The sequence below is a fragment of the Citrobacter amalonaticus genome, from assembly GCF_037053465.1.
GTDB lineage: Bacteria > Pseudomonadota > Gammaproteobacteria > Enterobacterales > Enterobacteriaceae > Citrobacter_A > Citrobacter_A amalonaticus_H.
In genome coordinates, this window is record NZ_JBALIF010000005.1 from 126,612 (window position 1) to 146,969 (window position 20,358).

21 protein-coding genes are annotated in these 20,358 nt (G+C 56.8%); 18 read left to right on the top strand and 3 right to left on the bottom strand.

What is annotated here, in order from left to right; translation table 11 throughout:
* From WB371_RS10300 to nikR, 15 genes are all read left to right on the top strand, one after another.
* Positions 1-423: a thioesterase family protein gene (locus WB371_RS10300; RefSeq protein ID WP_336219972.1), complete on the top strand. Its 423-nt coding sequence runs from the start codon at positions 1-3 to the stop codon at positions 421-423.
* Complete coding sequence (locus WB371_RS10305; protein WP_336219973.1) at positions 420-1,025, top strand: outer membrane lipoprotein carrier protein LolA; 606 nt, start codon at positions 420-422, stop codon at positions 1,023-1,025. The genes WB371_RS10300 and WB371_RS10305 overlap by 4 nt, the downstream gene beginning before the upstream one ends.
* On the top strand, positions 994-3,312 hold the full coding sequence (locus tag WB371_RS10310; RefSeq protein ID WP_336219974.1) for an MMPL family transporter: 2,319 nt from the start codon (positions 994-996) through the stop codon (positions 3,310-3,312). Before WB371_RS10305 ends, WB371_RS10310 begins: the two co-directional genes overlap by 32 nt.
* The gene (locus tag WB371_RS10315; protein ID WP_336220188.1) at positions 3,312-4,058 is read left to right on the top strand and encodes a DUF3261 domain-containing protein; all 747 of its coding nucleotides are present in this window, start codon (positions 3,312-3,314) and stop codon (positions 4,056-4,058) included. Before WB371_RS10310 ends, WB371_RS10315 begins: the two co-directional genes overlap by 1 nt.
* 1 nt (position 4,059) lies before the next feature.
* On the top strand, positions 4,060-5,229 hold the full coding sequence (locus WB371_RS10320; RefSeq protein ID WP_336219975.1) for a beta-ketoacyl-[acyl-carrier-protein] synthase family protein: 1,170 nt from the start codon (positions 4,060-4,062) through the stop codon (positions 5,227-5,229).
* Positions 5,226-5,702: a 3-hydroxy-fatty acyl-ACP dehydratase gene (locus WB371_RS10325; protein ID WP_336219976.1), complete on the top strand. Its 477-nt coding sequence runs from the start codon at positions 5,226-5,228 to the stop codon at positions 5,700-5,702. Before WB371_RS10320 ends, WB371_RS10325 begins: the two co-directional genes overlap by 4 nt.
* Positions 5,699-6,430: a 3-ketoacyl-ACP reductase FabG2 gene (locus tag WB371_RS10330; protein WP_336219977.1), complete on the top strand. Its 732-nt coding sequence runs from the start codon at positions 5,699-5,701 to the stop codon at positions 6,428-6,430. The genes WB371_RS10325 and WB371_RS10330 overlap by 4 nt, the downstream gene beginning before the upstream one ends.
* A complete protein-coding gene (locus WB371_RS10335) occupies positions 6,427-7,656 on the top strand; it encodes a beta-ketoacyl-ACP synthase (protein WP_336219978.1) in 1,230 nt (409 codons plus the stop codon). Before WB371_RS10330 ends, WB371_RS10335 begins: the two co-directional genes overlap by 4 nt.
* A gap of 1 nt (position 7,657) precedes the next feature.
* Positions 7,658-8,242: a 4'-phosphopantetheinyl transferase AcpT gene (gene acpT, locus WB371_RS10340; RefSeq protein WP_336219979.1), complete on the top strand. Its 585-nt coding sequence runs from the start codon at positions 7,658-7,660 to the stop codon at positions 8,240-8,242.
* A gap of 137 nt (positions 8,243-8,379) precedes the next feature.
* Positions 8,380-9,954, top strand: coding sequence for a nickel ABC transporter substrate-binding protein (gene nikA / locus WB371_RS10345; RefSeq protein WP_336220189.1), 1,575 nt, complete (start codon positions 8,380-8,382; stop codon positions 9,952-9,954).
* Positions 9,954-10,898: a nickel ABC transporter permease subunit NikB gene (gene nikB, locus WB371_RS10350; protein ID WP_336219980.1), complete on the top strand. Its 945-nt coding sequence runs from the start codon at positions 9,954-9,956 to the stop codon at positions 10,896-10,898. Before nikA ends, nikB begins: the two co-directional genes overlap by 1 nt.
* A complete protein-coding gene (gene nikC, locus WB371_RS10355; RefSeq protein ID WP_336219981.1) occupies positions 10,895-11,728 on the top strand; it encodes a nickel ABC transporter permease subunit NikC in 834 nt (277 codons plus the stop codon). Before nikB ends, nikC begins: the two co-directional genes overlap by 4 nt.
* Complete coding sequence (gene nikD / locus WB371_RS10360) at positions 11,728-12,492, top strand: nickel import ATP-binding protein NikD (RefSeq protein ID WP_336219982.1); 765 nt, start codon at positions 11,728-11,730, stop codon at positions 12,490-12,492. The genes nikC and nikD overlap by 1 nt, the downstream gene beginning before the upstream one ends.
* The gene (gene nikE / locus WB371_RS10365) at positions 12,489-13,289 is read left to right on the top strand and encodes a nickel import ATP-binding protein NikE (protein ID WP_336219983.1); all 801 of its coding nucleotides are present in this window, start codon (positions 12,489-12,491) and stop codon (positions 13,287-13,289) included. The genes nikD and nikE overlap by 4 nt, the downstream gene beginning before the upstream one ends.
* 12 nt (positions 13,290-13,301) lie before the next feature.
* The gene (gene nikR / locus WB371_RS10370) at positions 13,302-13,703 is read left to right on the top strand and encodes a nickel-responsive transcriptional regulator NikR (protein ID WP_336219984.1); all 402 of its coding nucleotides are present in this window, start codon (positions 13,302-13,304) and stop codon (positions 13,701-13,703) included.
* An 82-nt stretch (positions 13,704-13,785) separates the two neighbouring features.
* Here the strand turns inward: nikR and WB371_RS10375 are convergent, their stop codons facing one another.
* Positions 13,786-14,004 carry a hypothetical protein gene (locus WB371_RS10375; protein ID WP_336219985.1) on the bottom strand — a complete coding sequence of 73 codons (219 nt, stop codon included), beginning with the start codon at positions 14,002-14,004 and terminating at the stop codon, positions 13,786-13,788.
* A gap of 122 nt (positions 14,005-14,126) precedes the next feature.
* A complete protein-coding gene (locus tag WB371_RS10380; protein ID WP_336219986.1) occupies positions 14,127-15,320 on the bottom strand; it encodes an NAD(P)/FAD-dependent oxidoreductase in 1,194 nt (397 codons plus the stop codon).
* A gap of 231 nt (positions 15,321-15,551) precedes the next feature.
* On the opposite strand from WB371_RS10380, the gene pitA reads away from it, so the two are divergent.
* Positions 15,552-17,051, top strand: coding sequence for an inorganic phosphate transporter PitA (gene pitA, locus WB371_RS10385; protein ID WP_336219987.1), 1,500 nt, complete (start codon positions 15,552-15,554; stop codon positions 17,049-17,051).
* A gap of 55 nt (positions 17,052-17,106) precedes the next feature.
* On the opposite strand, the gene uspB is transcribed toward pitA, so the two are convergent.
* A complete protein-coding gene (gene uspB / locus WB371_RS10390; protein ID WP_103778505.1) occupies positions 17,107-17,442 on the bottom strand; it encodes a universal stress protein UspB in 336 nt (111 codons plus the stop codon).
* Between the two features lie 399 nt (positions 17,443-17,841).
* Between uspB and uspA the strand changes: the two genes are divergently transcribed.
* Both uspA and dtpB read left to right on the top strand, forming a co-directional pair.
* Positions 17,842-18,276, top strand: coding sequence for a universal stress protein UspA (gene uspA / locus WB371_RS10395; protein ID WP_000323571.1), 435 nt, complete (start codon positions 17,842-17,844; stop codon positions 18,274-18,276).
* A 283-nt stretch (positions 18,277-18,559) separates the two neighbouring features.
* On the top strand, positions 18,560-20,032 hold the full coding sequence (gene dtpB, locus WB371_RS10400; RefSeq protein ID WP_336219988.1) for a dipeptide/tripeptide permease DtpB: 1,473 nt from the start codon (positions 18,560-18,562) through the stop codon (positions 20,030-20,032).
* Positions 20,033-20,358 lie beyond the last annotated feature (326 nt).

Here is a 20,358-nt window from a genome sequence, read left to right on the forward strand (position 1 = left end):
GTGCTGAACGATCCCCGTTTTACGGCTGAAGTCGAGCTGACCATCCCGTTTCACGACGTCGATATGATGGGCGTGGCGTGGCACGGCAACTACTTCCGCTACTTCGAGATTGCCCGCGAAGCGCTGCTGAACCAGTTTGACTACGGCTATCGCCAGATGAAAGCCTCCGGTTACCTGTGGCCGGTGGTCGATACCCGTGTGAAATACCGCAGCGCGCTGACGTTTGAACAACGTATTCGCGTACGTGCGCGCCTGGAAGAGTTCGAAAACCGCCTGCGCATTGGCTATGAAATTTTTGATGCCGAAAGCGGAAAACGCACGACGACGGGCTACACCATTCAGGTGGCGGTGGAAGAGAAAAGCCGCGAAATGTGCTTCGTCTGCCCGGACATTCTGTTTGAACGGATGGGGGTGACACCATGAAATTTCTGCCGCTGCTGGCGCTGCTTATCAGTCCTTTTGTGAGCGCCCTGACGCTCGATGAATTGCAACAGCGTTTCACTGAACAGCCTGTGGTTCGCGCCCATTTCGATCAAACCCGCACGATTAAGGATCTGCCGCAACCGCTGAAATCTCAGGGGACGATGCTGATCGCCCGCGATCGGGGACTGCTGTGGGATCAAACGCGTCCCTTCCCGATGCAGTTGTTACTCGACGACAAACGGATGGTGCAGGCCGTCAATGGTCAGCCGCCACAAACCATCACCGCGGAAAACAACCCGCAGATGTTCCAGTTCAACCACCTGCTGCGCGCGCTGTTCCAGGCGGACCGTAAGGTGCTGGAGCAAAACTTCCGCGTCGAATTTGCCGACCGGGGCGAAGGGCACTGGACGCTGCGTCTGACGCCGGTCACCACGCCGCTGGATAAAATCTTCGCCACCATTGATTTAGCCGGAAAAGACTATCTGGAGCACATCACGCTTAACGATAAACAGGGCGACCGGACGGATATCACGCTCACCCAACACCAACTGACGCCCGCGCAACTGACTGATGACGAACGCCAACGCTTTGCCGCCCAGTAAACGTCCCGCGCTGTTCTGGGGAATCGCCTGCATCCTGATGCTGGGCGCGTTACTGTTGCTGTTGCCACAGGCACGGCTCAACAGCAGCGTACTGGCGATGCTGCCAAAACAGACGCTGGGCGAGATCCCGCCGGGACTGAATGACGGCTTTATGCAGCGTCTTGATCGCCAACTGGTCTGGCTGGTCAGCCCCGGTAAAAAGGCGGACCCGACAATCGCCCGCGACTGGCTGGCGATGCTGCAACAGTCACAGGCGCTGGCAGAAGTGAAAGGCCCGATGGATGCCGACAGCCAGCAGGCGTGGGGCGCGTTCTTCTGGCAGCATCGCAACGGGCTTATCGATGCGCAAACCCGTTCCCGTCTGCAAAACGGCGGTGAAGCGCAGGCGCAATGGGTTCTTTCGCAACTCTATTCCGCGTTCTCCGGCGTCAGCGGCAAAGAATTACAAAACGATCCGCTGATGCTGACGCGCGGCTCACAACTGGCAATGGCCCAGAACGGTCAACGTCTGCGGCTGATGGACGGCTGGCTGGTGGCGCAGGACCATCAGGGAAATAACTGGTATCTGCTGCATGGTGAACTCGCTGGCTCATCATTCGATATGCAACAGACACACCAGTTAGTGACCACGCTGGGGGCGCTGGAGCGTGAGCTGAAAGCGCGCTATCCGCAGGCGCAACTGCTGTCACGCGGGACAATGTTCTACAGCGATTACGCCAGCCAGCAGGCAAAGCAGGATGTGTCCACGCTCGGCGCAGCAACGGTACTGGGCGTATTGTTACTGATTGTCGCGGTGTTCCGTTCCCTGCGCCCGCTGTTGCTGTGTCTGCTGTCGATTGGTATCGGCGCGCTGGCAGGCACCGTTGTCACGCTGCTTATCTTCGGCGAACTGCACCTGATGACGCTGGTGATGAGCATGAGCATTATCGGCATCTCCGCTGACTACACGTTGTACTACCTGACCGAACGGATGATTCACGGCGCGGAGACCTCACCGTGGCAAAGCCTGCTCAAAGTGCGCAATGCCCTGCTGCTGGCGCTGCTGACCACCGTAGCGGCTTACCTGATTATGATGCTCGCCCCCTTCCCTGGTATTCGCCAGATGGCGGTGTTTGCGGCGGCAGGACTGAGCGCCTCCTGCCTGACGGTGATTTTCTGGCATCCGTGGCTGTGCCGCGGGCTGCCGGTGCGCCCGGTTCCGGCAATGGTACTGATGCTGCGCTGGCTTGCCGCCTGGCGACGCAATAAAAAACTCACTGTCGGGCTGCCGGTCGCACTCGCGCTTTTCTCACTGACCGGGCTGGCGACCCTGCGCGTCGACGACGATATCTCGCAATTACAGGCGCTGCCGCAACATATTCTGGCGCAGGAAAAAACCATCACCGCCCTGACCGGACAGGGCGTCGATCAGAAGTGGTTTGTGGTGTACGGCAACTCCGCGCAGCAGACGCTGGAGCGGCTGGAAGCCTTCGTCCCGGCGCTGGAACAGGCGAAGAAAGAAGGGCTTCTCGGCGGCTATCGTACCCTCCCGCTGAATTCACTGGCGCGTCAGCAGCAGGATCTCGCCCTGCTGAAAAATGCCGCGCCTGCCGTCGCTCGCGTGCTGAACGACGCCGGGCTGACGACGGTGAAGCCCGATCTTGAGGCGATGCCTGTTACCGTCGATGCATGGCTTACCAGCCCGGCCAGCGAAGGCTGGCGGCTGCTGTGGTTGAGCCTGGCCGATGGCGAAAGCGGCGTACTGGTGCCGGTGGAAGACGTTAAACAGAGCGCGGCGCTTAACGCGCTCAGCGAGAAATACCCCGGCGTCGCGTGGGTGGATCGCAAAAGCACTTTTGACAGCCTGTTTGCCCTGTATCGCAACGTACTGACCGGTTTGCTGTTTGTTGCTCTGGCGGTGATTGCCTGCGGCGCGATCGCCCGTCTGGGCTGGCGCAGAGGATTAATCAGCCTTGTGCCGTCAGTACTGTCTTTGGGCTGTGGCCTGGCGGTGCTGGCATTGAGCGGGCATGCGGTCAATCTGTTCTCTTTGCTGGCGCTGGTGCTGGTTCTGGGGATCGGTATTAACTACACGCTGTTTTTCAGTAATCCACGCGGAACGCCGCTGACCTCCCTGTTGGCTATCACGCTGGCGATGATGACTACCCTTCTGACGCTCGGCATGCTGGTTTTTAGCGCCACCCAGGCGATCAGCAGTTTTGGCATTGTGCTGGTAAGCGGCATTTTCACCGCGTTCCTGCTTTCCCCTCTGGCGATGCCGACGAAAAGAGAGAAAAAACGAAAATGATGAAAGGTATTTTTGCCGGATGGCGGTTCCGTTTGCTGAGAAACCTTTTGCCGGATGGCGGCTTCGCCTTATCCGGCCTACGCGAACGCATCAACGCCAGGCCCGATAAGCACAGCGGCTTCGCCTTACCCAGCCTACGCGAACGCATCAACGCCAGGTCCGATAAGCACAGCGCCATCGGGCAGTTAGCACTGTGCCTCTTCGCGCTCATCCTTACCGGCTGCAGCCATTCACAGAAAGCGCAGGAAGGTCGTCCGCAGGCGTGGCTGGAACCCGGAACGCGGGTGACGCTGCCTGCGCCAGGCATCTCGCCGACCGTGAATTCTCAGCAGTTGCTCACCGGCAGTTTTAACGGCAAAACGCAGTCACTGCTGGTAATGCTGAATGCCGATGACCACAAAATCTCGCTGGCGGGATTGTCGTCAGTCGGCATTCGTCTGTTCCTCGTGACCTACGATGATAAAGGACTGCACACCGAGCAATCACTCGTCGTTCCGCAGTTGCCGCCCGCAAGCCAGGTGCTGGCTGACGTCATGCTCAGCCACTGGCCCATTCGCGCCTGGCAGCCGCAGTTGCCGAAAGGCTGGACGCTGACGGACCGCGGCGACACGCGTGAACTGCGTAATGCGCGCGGCAAGCTGGTGACGGAAATCACCTACCTGAACCGCAAAGGCAAGCGCGAGCCGATCAGCATCGAGCAGCATGTCTTTAAATACCACATCACCATTCAATATCTGGGTGACTGATATGATTTACATTTCTGCTGTGGGGATGATCAACGCGCTGGGCAACGATACCAATGAGATCGCCCACAACCTGACGCATGGCGTCGCGCCTGGTATGCGTCCACGCACCGGCTGGCTACAGGGGCATCCTCACGCGGTTCTCGCCGGTGTGGACGGCGAACTGCCAGCCATTGCGGATGACTTTAGCGCCCACCGTTCGCGCAACAATCAGTTGCTGTTGGCAGCATTGCAGCAGATTCAACCGCAGGTTGATGAGGCCATTGCGCGCTACGGACGCGATCGGGTTGCGGTGGTGCTGGGCACCAGCACATCGGGACTTGATGAAGGCGATACCCATGTCAATCTGATGCTGAGCGGGAAAGAGAGCACCGCCTGGCAGTATCCGCAGCAGGAACTGGGCGATCCGTCGCGTTTTCTCAGCCACTGGCTGGCACTGGACGGACCGGCGTTTACCCTTTCCACTGCCTGTTCCTCCAGCGCCCGCGCCATCATTAGCGGACGCCGTTTGATTGAATCCGGCCTTGCCGACGTCGCCATTGTCGGCGGCGCTGACACCCTGAGCCGGATGCCGGTCAACGGCTTCCACAGTCTCGAATCACTCTCACCCACGCGCTGTTTGCCATTTGCCCGCGATCGCAACGGTATCACCATTGGCGAAGGCGCAGCGCTGATGCTGCTGACCCGCGAGCCGCAGCCCATCGCGCTGCTGGGCGTAGGGGAGTCGAGCGACGCGCACCATATTTCCGCGCCGCACCCACAGGGCGCAGGGGCGATTCGCGCCATCCAGCAGGCGCTGGACGACGCCGGTATCACGCCAGAACAGGTGGGATACATTAATCTGCACGGCACCGCCACGCCGCTGAACGACCAGATTGAGTCAAACGTGGTGAACGCGCTGTTTGGCGAGCGCGTCCCGTGTAGCTCAACCAAACACCTGACCGGCCACACGCTGGGCGCGGCAGGGATTACCGAAGCCGCGCTCAGCATGTTGATTTTACAGCGTGATTTACCGCTGCCGGCGCAGGACTTTAGTCAGTCGCCGCGCGATCCGGCGCTACCGCCCTGCGGCATCATCGAGCAACCGCAACCTCTTGAACGCCCGGTTATCTTGTCGAATTCGTTCGCTTTTGGCGGCAATAACGCCAGCATTCTGCTCGGGAGACGGACATGAGCCACTATTTATCACCCGGCGACTACCTGCCGCACGACGCGCCGATGCTGCTTCTGGAAGAAGTGGTCAGCGTGCGCGACGACACCGCCGTTTGTCGCGTCACGGTGACGAGCTGCGGCGTACTGGGGCCGTTTCTTGACCCGCAGGGCAATTTACCCGGCTGGTTCGCACTGGAACTGATGGCGCAAACCGTCGGCGTCTGGTCCGGATGGCATCGCCATCAGCAAGGTCAGGGGGCGATTTCGCTCGGGATGGTGCTCGGCGCGCGCGAACTGATTTGCGCGGCAGGCAGTCTGCCCGCAGGAAAAACAGTATCGGTTACCGTCAAGCTGCTGATGCAGGACGAACGTTTCGGCAGCTTCGAATGTGCGATATCGGCAGACGACGAGACGCTGGCAACGGGCCGCATCAACACCTTCCAGCCGACGACAGAAGAACTTCATTCTCTATTTCAACAAGGAGCGTCCACATGAGTCGTTCAGTTTTGGTTACCGGCGCCAGTAAAGGCATCGGTCGTGCAATCGCCCGCCAGTTGGCGACGGACGGCTTTGTGGTCGGCGTCCACTATCACCGTGATGCGCAGGGGGCGCAGAAGACGCTGGATGCTATTCTCGCCGTCGGCGGGGCGGGCCGTCTGCTCAGTTTTGACGTGGCGAACCGCGAGCAGTGCCGCGAGGTGCTGGAGCACGATATCGAGGAACATGGCGCCTGGTACGGCGTAGTCAGCAATGCCGGTATCGCCCGCGATGCCGCTTTCCCGGCGCTGACTGACCGCGACTGGGACACGGTTATCCACACCAATCTCGACAGTTTTTATAACGTCATTCAGCCGTGCATTATGCCGATGATCGGCGCGCGCCGGGGAGGACGGATTATCACCCTGTCATCGGTGTCCGGCATTATGGGCAATCGTGGGCAGGTGAACTACAGCGCCGCCAAAGCCGGGATTATCGGTGCCACCAAAGCGCTGGCGATTGAACTCGCGAAACGCAAAATCACCGTCAACTGCATCGCGCCGGGGCTTATCGACACCGGGATGATCGAAATGGAAGAGGCCGCGCTGAAAGAAGCGATGGGCATGATCCCCATGAAGCGTATGGGTCAGGCGGATGAAGTGGCCGGGCTTGCCAGCTATTTAATGTCGGATATTGCGGGCTACGTCACCCGCCAGGTGATTTCCATCAATGGAGGGATGTTATGACACGTCGCGTGGTGATTACGGGCATGGGCGGCGTTACCGCTTTTGGGGAAAACTGGCAGGACGTTTCCGCGAGGCTGCGGGCTTATGAAAACGCCGTGCGCAAAATGCCGGAGTGGCAGGTGTATGACGGGCTGCATACCCTGCTGGGCGCGCCAGTCGATGACTTCTCGCTGCCGGAGCACTACACCCGTAAGCGCATCCGCGCGATGGGACGCGTGTCGTTGATGTCCACGCGCGCTACGGAACTGGCGCTGGAGCAGGCCGGGCTGATTGGCGATGATGTGCTGACCAATGGCGAAACGGGTATCGCCTACGGCTCATCCACGGGCAGCACCGGACCGGTGAGCGAATTCGCCACCATGCTGACCGAGAAGCACACCAATAACATCACCGGCACCACCTACGTGCAGATGATGCCGCACACCACCGCCGTCAACACCGGGCTGTTTTTCGGCCTGCGCGGGCGCGTTATCCCTACCTCCAGCGCCTGTACATCAGGCAGCCAGGCGATTGGCTACGCGTGGGAAGCGATTCGCCACGGCTATCAAACCGTGATGGTGGCAGGCGGCGCGGAAGAGTTGTGCCCATCAGAAGCGGCCGTTTTTGATACGCTGTTTGCCACCAGCCAGCGCAATGACAAACCGAAAACCACCCCTTCACCGTTTGATGAAAAACGCGATGGGCTGGTGATTGGTGAAGGCGCCGGGACGCTGATTCTGGAAGAGCTTGAGCACGCCAAAGCACGCGGCGCGACAATTTACGGCGAAATCATCGGCTTTGCGACTAACTGTGACGCCGCGCATATCACCCAGCCTCAACGGGAAACGATGCAGATTTGCATGGAGCAGTCGCTGAAAATGGCGGGACTGGGTGCGCTGGATATCGGCTATATTTCCGCGCACGGTACGGCGACCGATCGTGGCGATATTGCGGAAAGTCAGGCGACAGCCGCAATTTATGGCGATAATGTGCCAATCTCCTCGCTGAAAAGTTATTTTGGGCATACCCTTGGCGCCTGTGGTGCGCTGGAAGCGTGGATGAGTCTGCAAATGATGCGCGAAGGCTGGTTTGCACCTACGCTAAATTTAACTCAGCCGGACGCCAACTGCGGCGCGCTGGATTACATCATGGGTGAAGCCCGTAAAATTGACTGTGAATTTTTACAGAGCAACAATTTTGCGTTTGGCGGCATCAACACCTCCATCATCATTAAACGTTGGTCCTGACATGTATCGGATCGTACTGGGAAAAGTGTCGACACTCAGCGCAGGCACCTTGCCGTCTGCGTTAACCGCTCTGGCACCGCAGGGGCCGCGACGCGCGCGCTGGCTGGCGGGCCGCGTTCTGCTTTCCCATGCCTTATCCCCCTTACCCGAGATCGTCTACGGCGAGCAGGGAAAACCCGCCTTTTCGCCAGAAACCTCGCTGTGGTTCAACCTCAGCCACAGCGGCGACGATATCGCCCTGCTGCTGAGCGACGAAGGTGAGGTGGGCTGCGATCTGGAAGTGATTCGTCCACGCGCCAACTGGCGTTCACTGGCGAATGCCGTCTTTAGCCTCGGGGAACACGCCGAAGTGGAAGCGGTACATCCGGACCAGCAACTCGCCGCGTTCTGGCGTATCTGGACGCAAAAGGAAGCCATTGTAAAACAGCGCGGCGGCAGCGCGTGGCAAATCGTCAGCGTCGACAGTACCCTCTCTTCCGGGCTTTCGTTGAGCCATTGCCAGTTCGGTAACCTGAGCCTGGCGGTTTGCACGCCGACCCCCTTTACTCTGAACGCAGAAGCGGTGCAGTGGCTGGAAACGGTCTGACCGTTTAGCCATACAATTTTCGTATACTTCACGCGTTTGACTGCCCTTCTCTTGATCCAGAACAGGTGAAAAGTATGATGATTCTTTAGAATCGTCATACTCATTACATCGTACCTCTACATCAATTCGGGATCACCATTTTGTCCAGACTACGCCGCTCCTTATTTGCGCTGCTGGCCTGTGCGTCATTCCTTACGCACGCTGCCGCGACTGACGAAATCACGACCGCCTGGCCGGTCAACGTTGGGCCACTGAATCCACATCTGTATACGCCAAACCAGATGTTTGCCCAGAGTATGGTCTATGAACCGCTGGTGAAGTATCAGGCGGACGGTTCGGTCATTCCGTGGCTGGCAAAGAGCTGGACTCATTCGGCGGATGGCAAAACGTGGACCTTCACCCTGCGCGATGATGTGACATTCTCAAACGGCGAAACCTTTGACGCCCATGCGGCGGCGGAAAACTTCCGCGTGGTGCTCGATAACCGTCAGCGTCATGCCTGGCTGGAGCTGGTCAATCAGATAGTCGATGTTAAAGCGCTCGATAAAAACCAACTGCAAATCACCCTGAAAAGCGCTTATTACCCGTTCCTGCAGGAGCTGGCCCTGCCGCGCCCGTTCCGCTTTATCGCGCCATCGCAATTTAAAGACAATGAAACGATGCGCGGGATTAAAGCGCCGATTGGCACCGGTCCGTGGGTGCTGAAAACCTCAAAGCTCAATCAGTATGACGTACTGGTGCGAAACGATCGCTACTGGGGTGAAAAACCACAGATTCAAAAGATTACCGTCAAAGTGATCCCGGACCCGACCACCCGCGCCGTGGCATTTGAAACCGGTGATATTGACCTGCTGTACGGCAATGAAGGGCTGTTGCCGCTTGATACCTTCGCCCGTTTTAGTCAAAACCCGGCGTACCGCACTCAGCTTTCACAACCGATTGAAACGGTGATGCTGGCGCTCAATTCGGCCAAAGCACCGACCAATGAGCTGGCGGTACGTGAAGCGCTGAATTATGCGGTGAACAAGAAATCGTTGATCGACAATGCGCTGTATGGCACCCAACAGGTCGCCGACACGCTGTTTGCGCCGACGGTCCCTTATGCCAACGTTGGCCTGAAACCGCGTCAGTACGACCCTCAGCAGGCGAAAACGCTGCTGGAAAACGCAGGCTGGACGCTCCCCGCAGGGAAAGACATTCGTGAGAAAAACGGTCAACCGCTGCGCATTGAGCTGTCGTTCATTGGCACCGATGCGCTGAGTAAATCGATGGCGGAAATCATTCAGGCCGATATGCGTCAGATTGGCGTCGATGTGGCGCTGATTGGTGAAGAAGAGAGTAGTATTTACGCCCGCCAGCGCGACGGTCGTTTCGGCATGATTTTCAACCGCACCTGGGGGGCGCCGTACGATCCCCACGCCTTTATGAGTTCGATGCGTGTGCCGTCCCATGCGGATTACCAGGCACAGCAGGGTTTGGCTGACAAGCCGTTGATCGATAAAGAGATTGGCGAGGTGCTGGAAACCACGGACGAAACGCAGCGTCAGGCGCTGTACAAAGACATTCTGACCCGTCTGCACAACGACGCGGTCTATCTGCCGATCAGTTATGTCTCAATGATGGTGGTCGCCAAACCAAAGCTGGGCGTCATTCCGTATGCGCCAATCGCGTCCGAAATTCCCTTTGAACAGATTAAGCCGGTGAAACCCTGATGTGGCGTTATGTACTGCGGCGCATCCTGCTGCTGATCCCGATGATTTTCGCCGCCTCGGTGATTATCTTTCTGATGCTGCGCCTTGGGACCGGCGATCCGGCGCTCGACTATCTGCGTCTGTCGAATCTGCCGCCCACTCCGGAAATGGTGGCCTCGACTCGCGTGATGCTGGGGCTGGACCAGCCGCTTGTCGTGCAGTACGGCACCTGGCTGTGGAAGGCGCTGCATCTGGATTTTGGCATCTCGTTCGCCACGCAACGCCCGGTGCTGGATGACATTCTGAATTTCCTGCCCGCGACGCTGGAGCTGGCGGGCGCGGCGCTGGTGCTCATCCTGCTGACCTCCGTACCGCTCGGCATCTGGGCGGCGCGTCATCGCGATCGCCTGCCGGATTTCGTCGTGCGGCTCATCGCTTTTCTCGGCGTGTCGATGCCTAATTTCTGGCTCGCCTTCCTGCTGGTGATGTTCTTCTCCGTTTACCTGCAATGGCTGCCTGCAATGGGCTACGGCGGCTGGCAGCATCTGATTTTACCGGCGGTGTCGATCGCCTTTATGTCGCTGGCGATTAACGCCAGACTGCTGCGCGCCAGTATGCTGGAAGTCGCCGGGCAGCGTCACGTCACCTGGGCGCGCCTGCGCGGACTCAACGATAAACAAACCGAGCGCCGCCATATTCTGCGTAACGCCTCGCTGCCGGTGGTCACGGCTATCGGTATGCATATTGGCGAACTGATTGGCGGGACGATGATTATCGAAAACATCTTCGCCTGGCCGGGCGTCGGACGCTATGCCGTCTCTGCCATCTTTAACCGCGACTATCCGGTGATTCAGTGCTTTACGCTGATGATGGTGGTGGTTTTCGTGGTCTGCAACCTGATTGTTGATCTGCTAAACGCCGCGCTTGACCCGCGCATTCGTCGTCATGAAGGAGCGCACTCGTGAACTTTTTCCTCTCTTCACGCTGGTCGGTTCGTCTGGCTATGATCATCATCGCGCTGCTGGCGGTGATTGCGCTGACCAGCCAGTGGTGGTTGCCGTATGACCCGCAGGCGATTGATTTACCGTCTCGCCTGCTCGCGCCTGACAGCCAGCACTGGCTGGGTACCGATCATCTGGGACGCGATATTTTCTCCCGCCTGCTGGCGGCGACTCGCGTGTCGCTGGGCTCAGTGATGGCCTGTCTGCTGCTGGTACTGGCGCTGGGGCTTATCGTTGGCGGCAGCGCCGGACTGCTGGGCGGGCGCGTCGATCAGGCCACCATGCGCGTCGCCGATATGTTCATGACCTTCCCGACATCGATTCTGTCGTTCTTTATGGTCGGCGTATTGGGTACGGGCCTCACCAACGTGATTATCGCTATCGCCCTGTCACACTGGGCGTGGTATGCGCGTATGGTGCGCAGCCTGGTGATTTCACTTCGCCAGCGTGAGTTTGTTCTCGCTTCGCGGCTTTCCGGTGCGGGTCATATCCGGGTGTTTATCGACCATCTGGCCGGGGCGGTGATCCCCTCGTTGCTGGTGCTGGCCACTCTGGACATTGGTCATATGATGCTGCACGTTGCCGGAATGTCATTCCTCGGTCTGGGCGTGACTGCGCCCACAGCGGAATGGGGCGTGATGATTAACGACGCGCGCCAGTATATCTGGACCCAACCGCTACAAATGTTCTGGCCGGGACTGGCGCTGTTTATCACCGTGATGGCCTTCAATATGGTTGGTGACGCCCTGCGCGATCACCTGGATCCTCATCTGGTTACGGAGCATGCCCACTGATGCCACAGCATATTGAACTGCAAAACATCGCCTTACAGGCCGATCGCCCGCTGGTGCACGGTGTATCGCTGTCGCTCAAACGTGGACGCGTGCTGGCGCTGGTGGGCGGCAGCGGGAGTGGAAAATCACTGACCTGTGCGGCGGCGCTTGGGATTTTGCCCGCCGGAGTCCGCCAGACGTCAGGTGAAATTTTGGCGGACGGTAAGCCGGTGTCGCCATGTTCCCTGCGCGGGTTCAAAATCGCCACCATTATGCAAAACCCCCGCAGTGCGTTTAATCCGCTCCATACGATGGCGACTCACGCGCGGGAAACCTGTCAGGCATTAGGTAAACCAGCAGACGACGCGACGCTTATCCGCGCACTAGAGGCCGTTGGTCTGGAGCATGCCGATCGCGTGCTGAAGCTCTATCCGTTTGAGATGAGCGGCGGCATGTTGCAACGCATGATGATCGCCATGGCGGTACTGTGCGATGCGCCGTTTATCGTCGCCGATGAACCGACCACCGATCTGGACGTGGTGGCGCAAGCGCGCATTCTCGATCTCCTTGAGAGCATCATGCAGAACCGGGCACCGGGCATGCTGTTGGTGACTCACGATATGGGCGTGGTCGCGCGGCTGGCTGATGACGTAGCGGTGATGGATAACGGCAACATCGTCGAACAGGGCGACGTGGAAGCCCTGTTCAGAACGCCAAAACACCCCATTACCCGCAATCTGGTATCGGCGCATCTTGCCCTGTACGGGATGGAGTTAGCCTCATGACATTACTCAGTGTGACCGCCCTTTCTCATCAGTACGCTCGCGCCAGCCTGGGCGGAAAACACCCGCATCAACAGGTACTGAAAGAGGTTTCATTAACCCTGAAAAGCGGTGAGACCGTTGCCCTTCTGGGACGCAGCGGGTGCGGGAAAAGTACGCTGGCGCGTCTGCTGGTCGGGCTGGAATCACCCAGTCAGGGAAGCGTAAGCTGGCGCGGTGAACCGCTGGCAAAACTGAACCGGGCTAAACAGAAAGCGTTTCGTCGCGATATCCAGATGGTGTTTCAGGACTCCATCAGCGCGGTGAACCCGAGGAAAACCGTGTGCGAGATCCTGCGAGAACCGATGCGCCATTTGCTTTCACTCTCCAGAACCGAACAACTGGCGCGGGTACGTGAGATGCTTAACGCGGTGGATCTGGACGAAAATCTGCTGGATAAACGCCCGCCGCAACTGAGCGGTGGTCAGCTCCAGCGCGTCTGTCTGGCGCGAGCACTGGTTGTGGAACCCAAGCTGTTAATCCTTGACGAAGCAGTGTCGAATCTCGACCTGGTCTTACAGGCGGGCGTGATCCGTCTGCTCAAAAAACTGCAGCAGCAATTTGGTACAGCATGTCTGTTTATCACGCACGATCTGCGGCTGGTGGAGCGTTTTTGCCATCGCGTCATGGTGATGGACGAGGGGCAAATTGTGGAGACACAGATTGTGGGAGAGGCATTAACCTTTTCCTCCGACGCCGGACGTGTGTTACAAAAGGCGGTACTTCCCGCATACCCCGTGCGCCATCGCGCCCTTTCGTAAGGTTGATATCTGATGCAACGAGTCACCATCACGCTTGATGACGATTTACTGGAAACGCTGGACAGCCTGAGCCAGCGCCGAGGCTACAATAACCGCTCCGAAGCGATCCGTGACATTCTGCGCGACGCGCTGGCGCAAGAAACAATGCACGAGCATGGCACACAGGGTTTTGCGGTGCTCTCGTATGTCTATGAGCATGAGAAGCGCGATTTAGCCAGCCGCATTGTGTCAACGCAGCACCATCATCATGATCTGTCTGTCGCCACGCTGCACGTGCATATCAATCATGATGACTGTCTGGAAATCGCTGTGCTGAAAGGCGATATGGGTGATGTTCAGCATTTTGCCGATGACGTTATCGCCCAGCGCGGCGTACGCCACGGCCATTTACAGTGTTTGCCGAAGGAAGAATAAGCGTAAATGCCGCCGGGGGCGCTTCGCTTACCCGGCCTGGCTGACCCTGTGCTCCCCCCCCAGGCAGGATAAGGCGCAGCCGTCATCCGGCAAACCACTGCCGGGGGCGCTTCGCTTGCCCGGCCTGGCTGACCCTGCGCTCCCCCCCGTAGGCCGGATAAGGCGCAGCCGTCATCCGGCATCTCCTTACGCCATCGTGCCAATGGTCTTTCGAAAGCGCTGCATCGCGATCAGGATGGCACTCGCCGTGCAGGCAAGTGCCTGACGGGAAACGGTGAAAAACGGGTAGTAATGTTGTCATCGTCAGCGTTCCTGGCCGTAAATGAAACACGCATACTCATAACTAATATCTATAGGATACTAACATCATTGCAGGTGACGTCTATTCACTTATGGTTTTTAATGATATGCGCAGTGAATAATTTACGCCTCAACGAGATCCTGCGCGCACGCCCATGCGCTCGACCACGCCCACTGGAAGTTGTAGCCTCCCAGCCAGCCGGTGACGTCCATCACTTCGCCGATAAAATAGAGGCCAGGCACTTTTCGCGCTTCCATGGTGCGCGATGACAGTTCGTGGGTATCGACCCCGCCCAGCGTGACTTCAGCCGTGCGATAGCCTTCGGTGCCGTTGGGCTGAACGCGCCACCCGGTCAGGGTTTCCGTCAGCGTCTGCTGGTCACGCACGTTAAGTTGTTTAAGGGAAACATCCGGGATCTGCCCAAGCTGCTGTAAACACTCCACCAGGCGCTTCGGCAACTGCATTGCCAGCGTGTTCTTCAGGCTCTGATTCGGATGAGCGCTACGCTGTTCGTTCAGGAATGCATCCAGATTGACATCCGGCAGCAAATTAATGCTCACAAATTCACCCGGTTGCCAGAAGCTGGAAATCTGTAAAACCGCCGGACCTGACAGCCCGCGATGGGTGAAGAGCAGATTTTCGCGAAAGACCGTGCCGTCCTGCGCGGTAATGACTGACGGAACGGACACGCCAGACAGCACCTGAAGCTGTTCCAGCAGAGGTTTGTGCAGGGTAAACGGCACCAGCCCGGCTCGGGTTGGCAGAACATTCAGGCCAAACTGCTCCGCAATTTTATAGCCAAATGGCGACGCCCCCAGACCCGGCATTGACAGTCCACCGGAGGCAATGACCAGTTTTTTCGCCCCGACGGTTTCGCCGTTCAGTGTCAGCGTAAAACCGTCTTCATCACGCGTGACGCTCAACACTTCACTGCGTAACCGCATGTTGACATTGCCTTTTTCACATTCCGCCACCAGCATATCGACAATGTGCTGCGCCGAATCGTCGCAAAACAGTTGTCCGAGCGTTTTTTCGTGCCAGGCGATGCCATACTTACCAACGAGATCGATAAAATCCCATTGCGTATAGCGGGCGAGCGCAGATTTGCAAAAATGCGGGTTCTGGCTCAAATAGGCGGCAGGTTCCACATAAAGATTAGTAAAGTTACAACGCCCACCGCCCGACATGAGGATCTTGCGGCCCGGTTTTTTACCATTATCAATCAGCAGAACACGACAACCGGCCTGTCCTGCCTGTGCTGCACAGAACATACCTGCCGCGCCAGCGCCTATAATAACGGCATCAAACCTTTCCACTCTGCGTTCCTCAATGACATTCAGGGCATGAATTGTAAAGTTATCTCAGTGGTCGCACCAGCAAGAAAATACCCGGAACGAAGTATTTACCTGATATATATAAGATAATTCTTTATAGGCACCAAACTATGCCGGAGTTAAATCAAAAAAAGGCTATATTTCACTTTGCCCGCGCCGCCAAAGTCACTGATAATGCGCCGCGTTCATGTCCTCAAGATGGCGTAACGTCCTATGCTACATTTGTTTGCTGGCCTGGATTTACATACCGGGCTTTTATTATTACTTGCTCTGGCCTTCGTGCTGTTCTATGAAGCTATCAACGGCTTCCATGATACAGCCAACGCAGTTGCAACCGTGATTTACACCCGTGCGATGCGTTCGCAACTGGCGGTAGTCATGGCGGCACTGTTCAACTTCTTTGGTGTGCTGCTGGGGGGACTCAGCGTAGCCTATGCCATCGTGCATATGTTACCGACCGATCTCCTGCTCAACATGGGCTCCTCGCATGGGCTTGCGATGGTGTTCTCCATGCTGCTCGCCGCCATCATCTGGAACCTGGGTACCTGGTACTTTGGTTTGCCTGCATCCAGTTCTCACACCCTGATTGGCGCGATTATCGGCATCGGTTTAACCAATGCGTTGATGACCGGTACGTCAGTGGTTGATGCGCTGAACATCCCAAAAGTGATGGGCATTTTCGGCTCACTGATCATTTCACCAATTGTGGGTCTGGTTGTCGCGGGCGGGCTGATTTTCCTTCTGCGCCGTTACTGGAGCGGGACGAAAAAACGCGCCCGTATTCACCTGACGCCAGCGGAACGTGAAAAGAAAGACGGGAAGAAAAAGCCGCCGTTCTGGACCCGTATCGCACTGATTATTTCTGCCATCGGCGTGGCCTTCTCTCATGGCGCGAACGACGGGCAGAAAGGCATTGGTCTGGTGATGCTGGTACTGATTGGGGTGGCGCCTGCGGGCTTCGTGGTGAACATGAATGCCTCGGGTTATGAAATTACCCGTACCCGTGATGCTATCAATAACGTCGAAACCTACTTCCAGCAGCATCCCGATCTGCTGAAGAAAGTGACGGGGGTTGATCAGCTGATTCCGTCTCCGGAGCCGGGCGCAACCCAGCCAGCGGAATTCCACTGCCACCCGGCAAATACCCTCAATGCGCTGGATCGCGCGAAGGCAATGCTGTCTAACAACGTGGAAAACTATGACCAGCTGAGCGTTGAACAGCGTGGCCAGTTGCGTCGCATCATGCTGTGCATCTCCGACACCACCGATAAAGTGACGAAGCTGCCAGGCGTGAGCGCTGACGATCAGCGTCTGCTGAAGAAACTGAAAACCGATATGCTGAGCACTATCGAGTATGCGCCAGTCTGGATCATCATGGCGGTCGCGCTGGCGCTGGGTATTGGTACCATGATCGGCTGGCGCCGAGTGGCAACCACTATCGGTGAAAAGATTGGTAAGAAAGGCATGACCTATGCCCAGGGGATGTCTGCGCAGATGACCGCAGCCGTCTCAATCGGTCTGGCCAGCTATACCGGGATGCCGGTTTCCACCACCCACGTTCTCTCTTCCTCCGTGGCGGGGACGATGGTCGTTGATGGCGGTGGTCTGCAGCGTAAAACGGTGACCAGCATTCTGATGGCATGGGTGTTTACCCTGCCAGCGGCGATTCTTCTGTCCGGTACGCTGTACTGGATCTCGCTGAAGCTTATCTAAGAGAAAAGACGTTACCGTAGCAAGCGGGTCAGGAAACTGGCCCGCTTTTTTTTGCTCAGTGCCAAATCATCAATGCAATCAGACTGACAACCACCAGCCCACATAATGCGCTGGTCAGAATGAACTGACGGCGCACCCGCTCGCAGCGGCGGATGAACTCATCATCATGATGATCGCGGTAACGCTGGGCGTAGATATACCACACCAGACGCATTTGCTTATTGGGTTGACCATGTGAGGTGAAAAAGCCGCCCCCATCCACATACTGATAGAGCAAAGGATCGCAACCACGAAGTACAACTAATAGTGCGCGTAGCGACGAGAAATAACGCGCCATATTCACTATGCAAACGACACATAACGCCCAGAATAATGCGACGGTGCTTATCATACGACCTCCCCGGCGACCCGCCCACGGAGTTCCGCTCCGGGACTACCGCTCCCCAAAACTTGCCAGACAGTTCAATGAAAGAGTACGACCAGAACCGCCCATTCTGGTGCGTTGCATCCGAGCGGTTCTCTAAATAGTGTAGGAGATCAGTTAATTTTTTTGCCAGAAGGTTAATCGCTATCAATGCAATTATCTAAAAAATTTGTTTAACTATTTGGTAAGCAAGGCGGATTGACGGATTATCCAGGCCGCTATACTGTAAGGATGATTTCGACAATTCATCGCGGCTGAGCTAGCCCCGCGTAGAGACATCGCACAGTTCGCAGGACGCGGGTGACGCGAAGGCAAAAGAAACGCTAGCTGGCTGGTCATCGACAACTTTATGGAAGGAGTAATACTATGGCTTACAAACACATTCTCATCGCGGTTGATCTTTCTCCGGAAAGCAAAGTTCTGGTAGAAAAAGCGGTCTCTATGGCGCGTCCCTATAACGCAAAAGTGTCCCTGATCCACGTTGATGTTAACTACTCTGACCTTTATACCGGCCTGATTGATGTTAATCTGGGCGATATGCAAAAACGCATCTCCGAAGAAACCCACCACGCGCTGACCGAACTCTCCACCAATGCTGGCTACCCGATTACTGAAACCCTGAGCGGTAGCGGCGATCTGGGTCAGGTACTGGTCGACGCGATTAAGAAATACGATATGGACCTGGTTGTTTGCGGTCATCACCAGGACTTCTGGAGCAAGCTGATGTCTTCTGCTCGCCAGTTGATCAACACCGTTCACGTCGACATGCTGATTGTTCCGCTGCGTGACGAAGAAGAGTAATTTTGTCCTGCCGGATGACTCGATCCAGCCCGATAAGCGTAGCGTTATCGGGCAATACAGAAAACAAAAACGCCTGCTTCTGCGGGCGTTTTGTTTTTCATCAGTACAACATTCCACGCCATAATTCATAATTAGTGTGATCAACTAATTAGATCAAAAACTATCTGTATAATAACCTACCCTACCGGTCAAAGACCGCAGTCTATAACAGAGTCAGACTTTTTCGGCGCGTTTTGTATAACGCGTTCATACTTTTCGGGATGGCATTGAAAGGCGAAGCACTATGAATACATCTGCACCAACGGGCTTGCTACAGCAACCCCGCCCGTTCTTCATGATCTTTTTTGTCGAGTTATGGGAACGATTTGGCTATTACGGCGTTCAGGGTATCCTGGCGGTTTTCTTTGTTAAACAGCTCGGTTTCTCTCAGGAACAGGCTTTTATCACCTTCGGCGCCTTTGCCGCGCTGGTGTACGGTCTGATTTCTATTGGGGGTTACGTCGGCGATCACCTGCTGGGCACCAAGCGTACGCTGGTACTGGGCGCGATTGTGCTGGCGCTCGGCTACTTCATGACCGGCATGTCATTACTCAAACCGGACCTGATTTTTATCGCTCTGGGAACCATCGCCGTCGGTAACGGGCTGTTTAAGGCCAATCCGGCGAGTCTGCTTTCCAAATGCTATCCGCCGAAAGATCCGCGTCTGGACGGTGCGTTCACCCTGTTCTATATGTCGATTAACATCGGGTCGCTGCTGTCACTGTCCCTCGCGCCCGTGATTGCCGATAAATTTGGCTATGCCGTGACGTACAATTTATGCGGCGCGGGGCTGATTGTCGCACTGCTGGTCTACTTCGCCTGCCGTGGCATGGTGAAGGATATCGGTTCAGAACCCGACCATCTGCCGATGAGCTTCCGCAAGCTGCTGTACGTGCTGATTGGCACCGTGGCGATGATCTTCCTCTGCGCCTGGCTGATGCACAATGTCAAAATCGCCAATCTGGTGCTGATTGTGCTGTCGATCGTGGTGACAATCATCTTCTTCCGTCAGGCCTTTAAGCTGGATACAACCGGGCGCAACAAGATGTTTGTGGCGTTTATCCTGATGATTGAGGCAGTGCTGTTTTATATTCTGTATGCGCAGATGCCTACCTCGCTGAACTTCTTTGCCATCAACAACGTTCACCACGATATCCTCGGCTTCACTATCAACCCGGTGAGTTTTCAGGCGCTGAACCCATTCTGGGTGGTAGTGGCGAGTCCGGTACTGGCGGCAATTTACACCCGTCTTGGCAGCAAAGGTAAAGACCTGACGATGCCAATGAAATTTACTCTCGGGATGTTTTTGTGCTCGCTGGGCTTTCTGACCGCCGCCGCCGCAGGCATGTGGTTTGCCGATGCGCAAGGACTGACGTCACCGTGGTTTATCGTGCTGGTTTATCTGTTCCAGAGTCTGGGGGAACTGTTGATTAGCGCCCTGGGGCTGGCGATGGTGGCGGCGCTGGTTCCGCAGCATCTGATGGGCTTTATCCTCGGGATGTGGTTCCTGACCCAGGCCGCTGCGTTCCTGTTGGGCGGCTATGTGGCGACCTTTACTGCTGTGCCCGAGAACATCACCGATCCGCTGCAAACCTTGCCCATCTATACCGGGGTATTCAGTAAAATCGGACTGGTGACGCTGGCCGTGACGATTGTGATGGCACTGATGGTGCCGTGGCTGAACCGGATGATTAACACGCCGGACGACGCAAAATAACGGACGGATTGTGCCGGATGACGGCTTCGCCTTATCCGGCCTACAGACTACGTTAAATCGTAGGCCTGATAAGCGCAGCGCCATCAGGCGGTCTGTTAAATCTCGCCGGATGACGGCTCACGCCTTATCCGGCCTACAGACTACGTTAAATCGTGGGCCCGATAAACGCAGCGCCATCGGACTGTTAAATCTCGCCGGATGACGGCTTCGCCTTATCCGGCCTACAGACTACGTTAAATCGTGGGCCTGATAAGCGCAGCGCCATCGGACTGTTAAATCTCGCCGGATGACGGCTTCGCCTTATCCGGCCTACAAACTACGTTAAA